This is a genomic window from Mycobacterium sp. GA-2829, assembly GCF_001499965.1.
Taxonomy (GTDB): domain Bacteria; phylum Actinomycetota; class Actinomycetes; order Mycobacteriales; family Mycobacteriaceae; genus Mycobacterium.
The window spans coordinates 33,535-46,346 of the sequence record NZ_LQIT01000089.1; the positions used below are offsets into that span (position 1 = coordinate 33,535).

General features: G+C 69.5%; 12 protein-coding genes. 2 read left to right on the forward strand and 10 right to left on the reverse strand.

Features of this window, described 5'->3' with window-relative positions; genetic code table 11:
- Positions 1 to 37: 37 nt before the first annotated feature.
- The gene (gene car, locus AU194_RS29905; protein WP_059092879.1) at positions 38 to 3,580 is read left to right on the forward strand and encodes a carboxylic acid reductase; all 3,543 of its coding nucleotides are present in this window, start codon (positions 38 to 40) and stop codon (positions 3,578 to 3,580) included.
- A 72-nt stretch (positions 3,581 to 3,652) separates the two neighbouring features.
- On the opposite strand, the gene ruvB is transcribed toward car, so the two are convergent.
- The 5 genes from ruvB to AU194_RS32810 form a co-directional block, all read right to left on the reverse strand.
- Positions 3,653 to 4,702, reverse strand: coding sequence for a Holliday junction branch migration DNA helicase RuvB (gene ruvB / locus AU194_RS29910; RefSeq protein WP_059092880.1), 1,050 nt, complete (start codon positions 4,700 to 4,702; stop codon positions 3,653 to 3,655).
- A 3-nt stretch (positions 4,703 to 4,705) separates the two neighbouring features.
- The gene (gene ruvA / locus AU194_RS29915) at positions 4,706 to 5,296 is read right to left on the reverse strand and encodes a Holliday junction branch migration protein RuvA (protein WP_059092881.1); all 591 of its coding nucleotides are present in this window, start codon (positions 5,294 to 5,296) and stop codon (positions 4,706 to 4,708) included.
- Entirely contained in the window at positions 5,293 to 5,847 is a 555-nt protein-coding gene (ruvC, locus tag AU194_RS29920; RefSeq protein WP_059092882.1) for a crossover junction endodeoxyribonuclease RuvC, read from the reverse strand. The genes ruvA and ruvC overlap by 4 nt, the downstream gene beginning before the upstream one ends.
- A 76-nt stretch (positions 5,848 to 5,923) precedes the next feature.
- Entirely contained in the window at positions 5,924 to 6,241 is a 318-nt protein-coding gene (locus AU194_RS32805) for a hypothetical protein (protein ID WP_231743633.1), read from the reverse strand.
- A gap of 2 nt (positions 6,242 to 6,243) precedes the next feature.
- Positions 6,244 to 6,549, reverse strand: coding sequence for a hypothetical protein (locus tag AU194_RS32810; protein ID WP_231743634.1), 306 nt, complete (start codon positions 6,547 to 6,549; stop codon positions 6,244 to 6,246).
- Positions 6,550 to 6,677: 128 nt separating this feature from the next.
- Here AU194_RS32810 and AU194_RS29930 point away from each other — a divergent pair, with 128 nt between their 5' ends.
- Complete coding sequence (locus AU194_RS29930) at positions 6,678 to 7,868, forward strand: mechanosensitive ion channel family protein (protein ID WP_059093027.1); 1,191 nt, start codon at positions 6,678 to 6,680, stop codon at positions 7,866 to 7,868.
- Here AU194_RS29930 and fmdA read toward each other — a convergent pair.
- The 5 genes from fmdA to AU194_RS29955 form a co-directional block, all read right to left on the reverse strand.
- A complete protein-coding gene (gene fmdA, locus AU194_RS29935; protein ID WP_059092883.1) occupies positions 7,865 to 9,118 on the reverse strand; it encodes a formamidase in 1,254 nt (417 codons plus the stop codon). The genes AU194_RS29930 and fmdA overlap by 4 nt on opposite strands.
- Before the next feature lie 20 nt (positions 9,119 to 9,138).
- A complete protein-coding gene (locus AU194_RS32075; RefSeq protein ID WP_369804256.1) occupies positions 9,139 to 9,363 on the reverse strand; it encodes a zinc ribbon domain-containing protein in 225 nt (74 codons plus the stop codon).
- Positions 9,364 to 9,536: 173 nt separating this feature from the next.
- A complete protein-coding gene (locus AU194_RS29945) occupies positions 9,537 to 10,772 on the reverse strand; it encodes a PucR family transcriptional regulator (RefSeq protein WP_059092885.1) in 1,236 nt (411 codons plus the stop codon).
- Between the two features lie 31 nt (positions 10,773 to 10,803).
- Entirely contained in the window at positions 10,804 to 11,745 is a 942-nt protein-coding gene (locus tag AU194_RS29950) for a PDR/VanB family oxidoreductase (protein WP_059092886.1), read from the reverse strand.
- A complete protein-coding gene (locus AU194_RS29955) occupies positions 11,742 to 12,800 on the reverse strand; it encodes an aromatic ring-hydroxylating dioxygenase subunit alpha (protein WP_059092887.1) in 1,059 nt (352 codons plus the stop codon). The genes AU194_RS29950 and AU194_RS29955 overlap by 4 nt, the downstream gene beginning before the upstream one ends.
- Positions 12,801 to 12,812: the final 12 nt, after the last annotated feature.

Sequence of the window (12,812 nt, forward strand, 5' to 3'; positions counted from 1 at the left end):
CTTTGATTGCCTATCCCCAATTGTGTGAAGGATCTTGATGTCCATCCAGACCCGCGAAGCGCGACTCGAACGTCGCGTCGAGGACCTGTACGCCACCGACGAACAGTTCGCCGCCGCACGCCCCGACGAGGACGTCGCCCGCGCCATCGAAGCCCCCGACCTTTCGCTGCCCGAGATCATGCGGACGGTGCTCGACGGTTACGCCGACCGCCCCGCGCTCGGCGAACGCGCAGTGCAGTTCGTCGCCGATCCGGCGACCGGCCGCACAACGGCTCAGCTGCTCCCCCGCTTCGACACCATCTCCTACCGCGAGCTGTCCGACCGCGTCACCGCACTCGCCGCCGCGCTCACCACCGACGGCGTGCGTCACGGCGACCGCGTCGCCATCCTCGGCTTCAGCAGCACCGACTACACCACCGTCGACATGGCGCTGACCTACACGGGCGCGGTCGCGGTACCGCTGCAGACCAGCGCACCGGTCACCCAGCTGCGCCCCATCGCCGCGGAGACCGAACCGGTCGCGATCGCCTCGAGCGTCGACTTCCTCGACGACGCCGTCGAACTCGGGCTGACCGGCCACCCCGTCGGGCGCGTGGTCGTCTTCGACTACCGCGCCGAAGTCGACGACCACCGTGCGGTAGTCGAGGCCGCGACCTCTCGGCTCGCCGGCGCCGGGGTCGTGGTCGAGACCCTTCCCGACGTTCTGACCCGGGGCCGCGCGCTGCCCGCACCGCAGCCGTACGTCGCCGACGGCGACGACGCCGACACCCTCGCGCTGCTCATCTACACCTCCGGAAGCACCGGCACCCCCAAAGGCGCGATGTACCTGCGCAAGATCGTCGCCGGATCGTGGCGGCGGTCCGCACTCGCGCAGTGGGGCGGTGGTGAGCCGCTGCCCTCGATCACGCTCAACTTCATGCCGATGAGCCACATGATGGCGCGCGGGGGCCTGTACGCCACCCTGGGCGCCGGCGGCACCGCGTATTTCGCTGCGCGCAGCGATCTTTCGACCCTGCTCGAGGATCTCGTGCTGGTTCGGCCCACGCAGATGAGCTTCGTGCCGCGGATCTGGGACATGATCTTCGCCGAGTTCGGCAGGGAGGTGGACCGCCGCATCGGCGAGGGTGCCGACGCGCAGGCCGCCGAGGCCGAGGTGCTGGACCACCTGCGCCAGCACGTGCTCGGCGGACGGTACGTCTCGGCCGCCACCGGTTCGGCGCCGATGTCGGCGGACATGAAGGCGTTCGTCGAGACGCTGCTCGACATGCACCTCGTCGACGGCTACGGGTCCACCGAGGCCGGCGCGATCTTCGTCGACGGTCAGGTGGCGCGGCCGCCGATCACCGACTACAAACTGGTCGACGTGCCCGACCTCGGCTACTTCCGCACCGACCGGCCGCATCCGCGTGGTGAGCTGCTGATCAAGTCCGAGACCATGTTCCCGGGTTACTACAAGCGGCCCGAAACCACCGCGGAGGTCTTCGATGCCGACGGTTACTACCGCACCGGCGACATCGTGGCCGAGACCGGACCGGATCAGCTGGTCTACCTCGACCGCCGCAACAACGTCTTGAAGCTGTCGCAGGGCGAGTTCGTCACCGTCGCCAAACTCGAGGCCGTGTTCGGCGACAGCCCGCTGGTGAGACAGATCTACGTGTACGGCAACAGCGCCCGGTCCTACCTGCTGGCCGTCGTCGTGCCCACCGAGGAGGCGCTCATCCGCTTCGCGAGTGAGGCACTGAAGTCCGCGATCACCGACTCCCTGCAGGAGGTCGCCAAGACCGCGGATCTGCAGTCCTACGAGATCCCCCGCGACTTCATCGTCGAGACCACGCCGTTCACGCTGGAGAACGGCCTGCTCACCGGGATCCGCAAGCTGGCGCGGCCGAAGCTCAAGGAGCGCTACGGCGAAACGCTGGAACAGCTCTACACCGAGCTGGCCGACAGCCAGGCCAGCGAGCTGCGCGAACTGCGTCTTAACGGTGTGGATCATCCGGTCCTCGAGACGCTCAGCCGAGCGGCGGGCGCACTGCTCGGTGCGGCCTCGGCCGACCTGCAGCCCGGCGCCCACTTCACCGACCTCGGCGGAGACTCGTTGTCGGCGTTGACGTTCGGCAACCTGCTGACCGAGATCTACGGCGTCGAGGTGCCCGTCGGCGTCATCGTCAGCCCGGCCAACGATCTCGCGGCACTGGCCGCCTACATCGAGGCCGCCCGCCAACCCGGCGTGAAGAGGCCGACCTACGCCGCGGTGCACGGCCGCGATGCGACCGAGGTGCACGCCGCCGACCTCACCCTCGACAAGTTCATCGACGCCGAAACGCTGGGCGCCGCAACGCAGATCCCGGGCCCGGTCTCCGAGGTGCGCACCGTGCTGGTCACCGGCGTGACCGGCTTCCTCGGGCGCTACCTGGCCTTGGACTGGCTGGAGCGGATGTCGCTGGTCGACGGCAAGGTCATCTGCCTGGTCCGCGCCAAAGATGATGCGGCCGCCCGCAAGCGTCTCGACGACACCTTCGACAGCGGTGATCCGGCGTTGCTCGCGCACTACCGCGAGCTGGCCGCCGACCACCTCGAGGTGCTCGCCGGCGACAAGGGCGAACCGAATCTCGGACTGGCGCAGGACGTCTGGCAGCGTCTCGCCGACACCGTCGACCTGATCGTCGATCCGGCGGCGCTGGTCAACCACGTGTTGCCCTACAGCCAGCTGTTCGGGCCCAATGTGGTGGGCACCGCCGAGCTGATCCGGCTCGCGCTGACCACCCGCATCAAACCGTTCACCTACGTGTCGACGATCGGGGTGGGCGCCGGCATCGAACCCGGCCGCTTCACCGAGGACGACGACATCCGCGTGGCCAGCGCGAGTCGAATCGTCGACGACAACCCCACCACCGGGTACGCCAACGGGTACGGCAACAGCAAGTGGGCCGGTGAGGTGCTGCTGCGGGAGGCGCACGAGCTGTGCGGACTGCCCGTGGCGGTGTTCCGCTGCGACATGATCCTGGCCGACACGACCTACGCCGGTCAGCTCAACCTGCCCGACATGTTCACCCGCATGATGCTGAGCCTGGTCGCCACCGGTATCGCCCCGAAGTCGTTCTACGAGTTGGACTCCGACGGCAACCGGCAGCGCTCGCACTACGACGGGCTGCCCGTCGAGTTCATCGCCGAGTCGATCTCGACGCTCGGGGCGCAAGCGGTCAGCGAATCGGGTGCGGGGTTCGCCACCTACCACGTGATGAACCCGTATGACGACGGCATCGGGCTCGACGAGTTCGTCGACTGGCTCGTCGACGCGGGCTACCGCATCGACCGCATCGACGACTACGCCACCTGGCTGCAGCGGTTCGAAACCGCGGTGCGCGGATTGCCCGACCGCACCCGGCAGTACTCACTGCTGCCGCTGCTGCACAACTACCAGCGGCCGTCGTATCCGATCAACGGGTCCATCGCCCCGACCGACCGGTTCCGCGCCGCCGTGCAGGAGGCGAAGATCGGTCCGGACAAGGACATTCCGCACGTCACCCCGGCGGTGATCGTCAAGTACGCCACGGATCTGGAATTGCTCGGCCTGGTCTGAGCTTTCGCCGAGAGTACGGTTGTCGCACGCATCGCCCGAGTAGCGGCGGCAACAACCGTACTCTCGGCGTAGCTAATCGAAGAGTCCGGCGGCGCCGCTGGGTGGGGTCAGACCGAGGTGGGTCCAGGCCTGTGGGGTGGCGACGCGGCCGCGCGGGGTGCGCGCGATCATGCCGGCGCGCACCAGGAACGGTTCGCACACCTCCTCGACGGTGGTGGCCTCCTCGCCGACCGCGACCGCCAGCGTCGAGACACCGACCGGACCACCACCGAAGCTGCGGGTCAGCGCGGTGAGCACCGCGCGGTCGAGCCGGTCGAGTCCGAGTTCGTCGACGTCGTAGACCTCGAGCGCGGCTTTCGCGATGTCGCGGGTGATGACGCCGTCGGCGCGCACCTCGGCGTAGTCGCGCACGCGGCGCAGCAACCGATTGGCGATGCGCGGCGTACCGCGCGAGCGCCGCGCGATCTCGGCACCGGCCTCGGTGCCGAGGTGGATGCCGAGGATGCCGGCCGACCGGGCCAACACCCGCTCCAGTTCCGCGGGTTCGTAGAAGTCCATGTGGGCGGTGAACCCGAACCGGTCGCGCAGCGGACCGGTCAACGCCCCCGAGCGGGTGGTCGCCCCCACCAGCGTGAACGGGGCGACCTCCAGCGGGATCGACGTCGCGCCAGGGCCTTTGCCGACGACGACGTCGACGCGGAAGTCCTCCATCGCCAGGTACAGCATCTCCTCGGCGGGCCGCGCGATGCGGTGGATCTCGTCGATGAACAGCACGTCGCCCTCGACGAGGTTCGACAGCATCGCCGCCAGATCGCCCGCGCGTTCCAACGCCGGACCCGAGGTCACCCGCAGCGACGACGACAGCTCGGCGGCGATGATCATCGCCAGCGAGGTCTTGCCCAGTCCGGGCGGACCGGACAGCAGGATGTGGTCCGGGGTGCCGCCACGGTTCTTGGCGCCCTCGAGCACCAGCTGCAACTGTTCGCGCACCCGCGGCTGACCGATGAACTCCCCCAGCGACCGCGGCCGCAGGCTGGCGTCGATATCGCCCTCACCGACCGTCAGCGCCGGGGAGACCTCACGGTCGTCCTCGGGCTCGGGATCGTCTTCGAAGCGACCCATGAACTACTTCTTCCCCAGCATCGACAACGCCGCCCGCAGCGCGCTCGAGGTGGTCGCGTCGGGATCGTCGGCGAGCACCTTGTCGCAGGCCTCCTCGGCCTGCTTGGCCGGAAACCCAAGGCCGACAAGCGCTTCGACGACGGGCCCGCGCACCGCGTGCCCGGTCGCGGCGGTGACCGACGTGCCCGCGGTGACCGGGCCGATCTTGTCGCGCAACTCCAGCACCATCCGCTCGGCGCCGCGTTTGCCGATCCCGGGCACCCGGGTCAGCGCGGTCACGTCACCGTCGGCGAGCGCCTGCCGCAGCGCGGACGCGTCGTAGACCGCCAACGTGGCCAGCGCGATCTTCGGCCCCACCCCGGAGACACCGAGCAGCGTGGAGAACAGGTCGCGGGCGTCGGCGTCGGCGAATCCGTACAGCGTCATCGAGTCCTCGCGCACGATCATCGCCGTGATCAATCGTGATTCCTCGCCGCGGCGCAGCGTGGCCAGTGTCGACGGCGTGGCCATCACCTTGTAGCCCACCCCCGCGGCCTCGATCACCGCGTGGTCCAACGCGATGTCGATGACCTCACCGCGCACCGAGGCGATCACCGCGCCGCCTTCAGCTTGGCCTGGTAGGTGCGGCGTGCCTCGGCCGCCTTCGCCTCCGCGGCGGCCATCCTGGCCAGCATCGGCGCCCGCCAGCAGTGGCAGATCGCCAGCGCCAGCGCGTCGGCGGCGTCGGCCGGTGTCGGTTTGGCCTGCAGCGCCAGGATTCTCGTCACCATCTCGGTCACCTGGGCTTTGTCGGCGCGGCCGTTGCCGGTGACGGCGGCCTTCACCTCGCTGGGCGTGTGGAAGTGCACGTCGATGTCGCGTTTGGCCGCCGCCAGCGCGATGACGCCGCCGGCCTGTGCGGTGCCCATCGCGGTGTTGGCGTTGTGGTTGGCGAACACCCGCTCGATCGCGATCACGTCGGGCCGGTGGGTGTCCATCCAGTACTCGACGGTGTCGCTGATCGTCAGCAGCCGCCGGTGCAGCTGCTCCCCGGCCGGGGTGCGCACCACGTCCACGTCGAGTGCGATGACCTGACGACCGCGCCCACTCTCGATGACCGAGAGCCCGCACCGCGTCAACCCGGGATCGACTCCCATCACCCGCACGTCAACGCCCCTTCGTGAGAACACTTGTTCGACACCTTAGCGGGCAGAGGCGCGCGGATATCCGCGACACACCGGGTCAGGTCTCCGGCACCGCACCGGCCACGCGGATGCCGTCGACGATCTCGGCGATCCGTGCACCCGAGGCCCGCCACCCCCTGACCTTCTCGACGGTCACCACCTCGCCGGCACGCGTGACCACGACCTTCCACCGCACCCCGCAGAGCTTGGCCAGCGCCCAGAACGGCCAGGCCAGCACGAACGGCAGCGCGATCACGAACATCAGCACGCCGAACCAGTCGTCGCCCCAGTTGAGCATGTCGAGACGGTCGATCAGCGGCATCCACCGCCGCCGCACCCGCCACTTCGCACCCTCGGCGTCGATGAGGTCGGGCACGGCTAGATCACGAACCGTCCGGAGCGGGCGCCCTGTGAGATCTCCCACGCCAGTTGCGCGATCCGGCCCTGCGACCGCTGCCATCCGCGGACCCGTTCGCGGCCGGTCTCCTCACCGGCGCGCTCGACGATGATCGTCCACCGCCCGCCCAGCGCCTTGGTCGCCAGCCAGACCGGCCAGAGGAGCAGAAAGGGCAGGGCAAGCAGCAATTCGACGACGTCGAACGTGAGGTCGACGACGCCGGGAAACGGCCACCACTGCCGGTGCACCGACCATGTCGTCCCGTTGGGATCGGTGACCGCGGCCATGGCGACATCATCGCGGATCGCTGCGCCGCACGGGCGGTTTCGCGAGGCGTGACGGGATGACGGTCGGCGCGGGCGCCGCTACCGTCGAAATGGACCGTCGCACCCGAGCCGTGGAGCCGATGCCCCCGATGCCCGAAGAGACCGAACTCCAGTCCGCCACCAACCTCGCCGTCACCCTCAGCTGGGTCGCCGGCGCCGTGGTCGCCGCCTACCTGCTGGGCATCGTGCTCACCTGGGTGCTGTCCCGCGTCGCGCGGCGCAGCCACATCGTCAAGGACATCGAGATGTGCACGCGGCTGCCGATCCGGGCGATCCTCATGGTCGTCGCGGCGACGATCGCCGTGCAGCGCACCGCCGATCCCGCGACGACCTGGCGCGGCTGGGTGGACCACACGCTGGTCATCGCGCTGATCGCCACCGTCACGTGGCTCATCACCGGATTGGTGAATGTCGCTGAGCATCAGGTCATCTCGCGTTTCGGGGGCGGTGACGCCGGTCTGACCGACGCCGACCGGCACCGCAGGCGGGTGCGCACGCAGGTCACCGTGCTGCGCCGGCTGGCGGTCGCGATCGTCGTCGCGCTCGGCACCGCGGCGATCCTGATGACGTTCCCGTCGTTCTCCGACATCGGCACCACGCTGTTCGCCTCGGCCGGTGTGCTGTCCGTGGTCGCCGGCCTGGCCGCGCAGACGTCGCTGGGCTCCGTGTTCGCCGGCCTGCAGATCGCGTTCTCCGACGCCATCCGCGTCGGCGATGTGGTGGTGCTCGAGGAGGAGTGGGGCCGCATCGAGGAGATCACGCTGACCTACGTCGTGGTGCGGGTGTGGGACGAACGCCGCCTGGTGCTGCCGTGCACGTACTTCACCACCACGCCGTTCCAGAACTGGACCCGCTCGGCGACCGAGATCATGGGCACCGTCGAACTCGACGTCGACTTCTCGGTGCCGTTCGACGCCATGCGCGCCGAACTGGACCGGCTGCTCGCCGAGAGCGACCAGTGGGACGGCCGCAGCGGCGTACTGCAGGTGACCGACGCGGTCGGCGGATTCGTGCGGGTTCGTGTCCTGGTCAGTGCCCCCGACGCCAGTGCGCTGTGGGATCTGCAGTGCGCGGTGCGCGAAGGCCTCGTCGACTGGATCCGACGGACCCACGGCACCGCGCCGCGGTTCCGGCTGGAGACGGCCCAGCCGGCCCCGCGGCGCACCGACACCACGGGCGGGGAGACCGCCCACGTGGGGTCGACGGTGTTCTCGGGCAGCCCCGAGGCCGACGCCCGTGCGCGCGACTTCGCGACGTCGAACGGGCAGCCCCGCGACTAGAACGCCGAGTGCGGCGCCCCCATGCCCGGATCGATCCGCACCGGGCCCGACGCCGACGGCGTCACCGGGAAGTCGAAGATCGCGGTCGGGATGTACACCGTGGCACAGGCGTTCGGAATGTCGACGACGCCGGACAGCCGCCCCTCGATCGGCGCCGCACCGAGCAGCAGGTAGGCCTGCTCGGGGCTGTAACCGAACTTGGTCAGGTAGTCGATCGCGTGCAGACACGCCCGCTGGTAGGCCAGATGCGAGTCCAGGTACCGCTGTTCGTCGTCGAGGGTGACCGAGGTTCCGGAGAACGCGAGCCATTCGGAGTACTGCGGATCGGTGTTGCCCGGCATGAAGATCGCGTTCTCGCTGACGCCGTAGGTCTCCATCCCGCCGGAGATGACGTCGACGCGCAGGTCGATGAACCCGCCCATCTCGATGGCGCCGCAGAACGTGATCTCACCGTCGCCCTGGGAGAAGTGCAGATCGCCGACCGACAGGTTCGCGCCGTCGACGAACACCGGGTAGAAGATGCGGCTGCCCTTGGTCAGGTTCTTGATGTCCTGATTGCCGCCGTTCTCGCGCGGCGGCGCGGTCCTGGCGGCCTCCGCGGCGGCCTTGGTGAAGGCGTCACCGGTCAGGCTGCCCAGGATCGCGTCCTGCGGCTCGGGCGGCAGCGCCAGCGGCGGCACCCGGTCGGGATCGGTGGCGATCAGTGCGGCCTCGCGAGTGTTCCAGCGCGCCAACAGATCCGCCGACGGTGCGGTACCCATCAGACCGGGGTGCACGATGCCGGTGAACTCGACTCCCGGGATGTGCCGTGAGGTGGCCTTCTGCCCGGAGAAGTCCCAGATCGCCTTGTACGCGTCGGGGAACTGTTCGGTGAGGAATCCGCCGCCGTTCTGCGTGGGGAAGATGCCGGTGTAGCCCCAGCCCTGGCCGGCCAGCGGTCCGGAGTCCTCCTGCGGGATCGGGCCGACGTCGAGGATGTCGACGATCAGCAGGTCGCCGGGTTTGGCGCCCTCGACCGCGATCGGGCCCGAAAGCGTGTGCACGGTGGTCAGCGGCGCGTTGAGGATGTCGTCGGCCGAATCGTCGTTGTGGATGGCGCCGTCGAACCATTCCCGGCAGTGCACCCGGAACGAGTCGCCCTTCTTGACCGTCACCGCGGCCGGGATGTCGGGATGCCAGCGGTTGTGCCCGACCTTCTCCTGATCGGTGAACTTCTTCGTCGAATCGAGCGGAAAGACTACGTCGGGCATGAGGTCTCCTTCTTCGGTTCCTACGGGCGCGGGAGTTTGCTGTGCATCGGGTTGGCACTGACCGGGCGCCTGCGCGTCGACGCCGCCGGTGGTGCGCTGACCACCGCGGGCCGGTCGGCGGTGGCCCGGGTGGCGTCCTGCAGCGCCATCGCGGCGCCGCCGGTGCCCAGGTTCGGCGACGCCATCATCCGGCGCGCCGAACCGCCGCAGTCCGGACACTCCACCGCATCGGGGCGGTTGTGCATCGGATGCATCTGCTGCGTGGTGCCACATCCGGATTCGCAGCGAAAGACATACAGGATCAAGGCATTTCCCTCACTGTTGTCGAAACCGGTGCTGATGACCCTACCGAGCCCGCGGGCTGCGCGCGCGGTAGTTGGAGAACCCGACAGCCGATCCGCCGCACGGGTGTAGGCGCCTACACACCGGGCGTGCGCCGGCTCCGATTGGGTGATCCGAATGCGTTGTGCGAGCGGGGTTTCGCGACCGGCGGCGCCGCCTCGGGGCGGGACTCGGGATCGCCGCCCATACCCATGTTGTGCGCGGCCCACAGCGCGATGCGGAAGTTGACGCGGTCGGCCTCGACGAGCGGGTTGGCGCCGGTGAGTTCGGCGATCTTGGCCAACCGGTTGCGTAGCGTGTTGACGTGGACGTAGAGCTCGGCCGCCGCGGTCGAGAGGTCATGGTGCGGGGCGAGGAACGCCTTGAGCGAGGCCACCAGGTAGGAGTTGTTGCCCCGGTCGTGGTCGACCAGCGGTACCAGCAACCGGTGCACGAACGGCACCAACCGCACCTTCGGGACCGCGGCCAGCAGCCCGTCGAGCGTGGCGATCTCATCGATGTGCACGGTGCGCCGCGAGCGGATCGCCTCGTGCAGCGCCTCCAGCGCCTCGGGGATCGCCGACGCCATCGACTGCGCGTCGGCGCCCATCGCCACCCCGCACACCAGCGACGACACCGCCAACTCGGAATCGAAGTCCGCCGACTGCGGCACCAGCGCGACGATGCGGTCGTCGAGCAGCGCCACCGCACCCCGGTGCCGGTCCACCAGCTCGTGCACACGGGTGTGCACGTCGGCGTCGAACGCGCAGACGGTGACGGGCGCGGCGGCCAGCCCGTAGCGGGTCAGCGCCGACTCCACCGGGCCCACGCCCAGGGTGCCCGCGACGAACCACCGCAGGATCGAGCCGAGTTCGCGTTCGTGGGCGTCCGCCTCCCGGTCGGCGGCCCGCCGCGACTCCGCCCAGTCGACGATCCGGCGGAACGGCACCGCCGCACGTTGCACCAGCAACGGCAGGTCGTTCGCGCGGCACGCCTGGATCAACGCGTCCGGCAGGTCGTCGAGGACGTCGCCGAGTCCGATGAGCAGCGCGGCCACCCCGCGGTCGGTCAAGGTGGTGACGTAGCGCGCGATCGCGTCGTCGGGCTGCCCGGCTACCGGGACTCCGACGCTGAGGATCAACTCGGCACCGGACAGGTACGGCGACGGGTCGGCCAACTCGGTGGGATACACGTAGCGGATCGGCCGGTCGACGTCGCCGACCGCGCCGACCGGGTCCACGTGCAGATCGGGTTCGGCCAGCAGTTCGGCGAGGCTGACGGTGCCGTCGTGGGGCTGAGGTGCTGTCATCGTGCGCTCTGCCTGGACCGTCATGGCAGCGGAGTCTAGGCCGCTGACAGCGTCCTCACAGATCGAGCGTCAATTTCCCTCCGTCGCGGGAACGGGACACGCAGATCATCATCGTGGCGTTGGCGCTGCGCTCGGCGTCGCTGAGCAACTCGTCGCGGTGATCGACCTCACCGGCGAGCACCTTCGTCTCGCACGTACCGCAGAACCCGGCCGCACAGGAGTACGCGGCATCCGGGTTCACCTCGAGGACCGCGTCGAGCACGCTGGTCCCCTCGGGCACCGTGACGGTGAGACCGGTGCGCGCCAACTCCACGTCGAAGGCGCCGCCGTCGGCAACGGGCATTTCCGCCGCGGCGGCGGTGAACCGCTCCACGTGCAGCGTCAGCTCCGGATGCCGCTCGCAGGCGTCCTGCACCGCGGCGATCATCGCCGGCGGGCCGCAGCAGTACACCGCCGTGCCCGTCGGGCTGGCGGCCAGGGCGCCGGCGATGTCGGGGAACCCGGCCTCGTCCTGCGGGACCAGCACCACCTCGTCGCGGACCGGCAACCGCTCGACGAACGCCATCGCCTCGCGGTCGCGGCCGCCGTAGACCAGCCGCCACGGCGGCGGGTCCAGGCGACGCTGCAGCGATTCGATCATCGCCAGGATCGGGGTGATGCCCACACCCCCGGCGAAGAACAGGTACCGCGCCGCCTCGGCGAGCTCGAAGTTGTTGCGGGGCTCCCCCACCTCGAGCACCTCGCCGATGCGCAACCGCTGGTGGATCTCCCGGGACCCGCCGCGCCCGTCACCGACCAGGAACACCGCGACCGTGTAGCTGTACGGGTCATCGGCCGATCCGCACAGCGAGTACTGCCGCATCAGCCCCGACGGCAGCGTCACGGGCACGTGCGCACCGGGCGTCCATGCGGGCAACCGCTCACGGGTGGGGCTGCGCAGCTCCACGCTGACGATGCCGGCCGCCTCCCACTTCAGCTGGGTGACACGGAGTTTCATACGCGGATGTGGCCGTTGGTCTCGACCGGCTCGGACGCCGCCTCGACCAGTCCGCGCGCCTCCTGGATGGTCTGCACCGCGTACTGGGTGGCCCGCCGGTAGTTCAGGGTGTAGATGTCGGCGGGCGCGGAGACCTCGAACGCCTGCCCGGCCAGCGGAACCTCCTTGGGCTCCAACCCTTCCAGCACCGGGGTGTCCTCGTTGAACACCATGGTCTCGACCGCCAGGATCTCGTCGACGCTGCCGCCGCGGAAGTCGCGGTCGGTGGCCACACCCCAGAAGATGACGCACTTGTCGTAGCTCACCGGGGACGGGAAGTCCACGAGGTAGCGCTTACCCGTCTCGGGTCCGAAATCGTAGAGGATCGTGGCGATCCCGGGCGCGTAGGAGTGATAGTGCATCCACGCGTCGCCGACCGCGGAGAACTGCGCGGACGGCACCTGCTCGTAGTAGTAGGACGCCCACACCTCGCGGCCCTCGCGCTTGACCTCGAGGTCGGTGACCACGGGATCGACGTCGCCCATCGAGGGTTCGTGGACGAACGGGAAGTGCGCCATGTCGCGGAAGTTCTCGGTGGCCGCCATGAACCCGCAGTCGGCGTGGATCGGTTCCGCCGAACGCCATTCCAGGTCGAGGTCGGCGATCTCCGGCGGGTTGGGCAGGTCGAACACCGGATCACCCAGGCACGTCCACACGTGCCCGAACCGTTCGACCGCGGGGTAGGCCTTGATCGCGGCCTTGGGTGGGATGCGCCCGTCGGCGGGCAGCGACGGGATGCGCGAGCACGCGCCGCTGCTGCCGTCGAACTGCCATCCGTGGTACGGACACTGGATGCTGTCGCCGACGACCTTGCCGTCGGCGAGGTTGGCGCCGCGGTGGATGCACCGCCGGTCGGTGACGCGCGCGGCGCCGGTCGAATCGCGGAACACGACGAGGTTGGTGTCGAGCAGCGTGGCCGACTGCGGAGTGGCGATGTCCTGCGACCGTGCCACGACGAACCAGACGTGCTGGTAGGCCTCGCGCAACTTCTCGGGGGTCAGGGCGTCACGGTTCATGGTTGGTTCTCC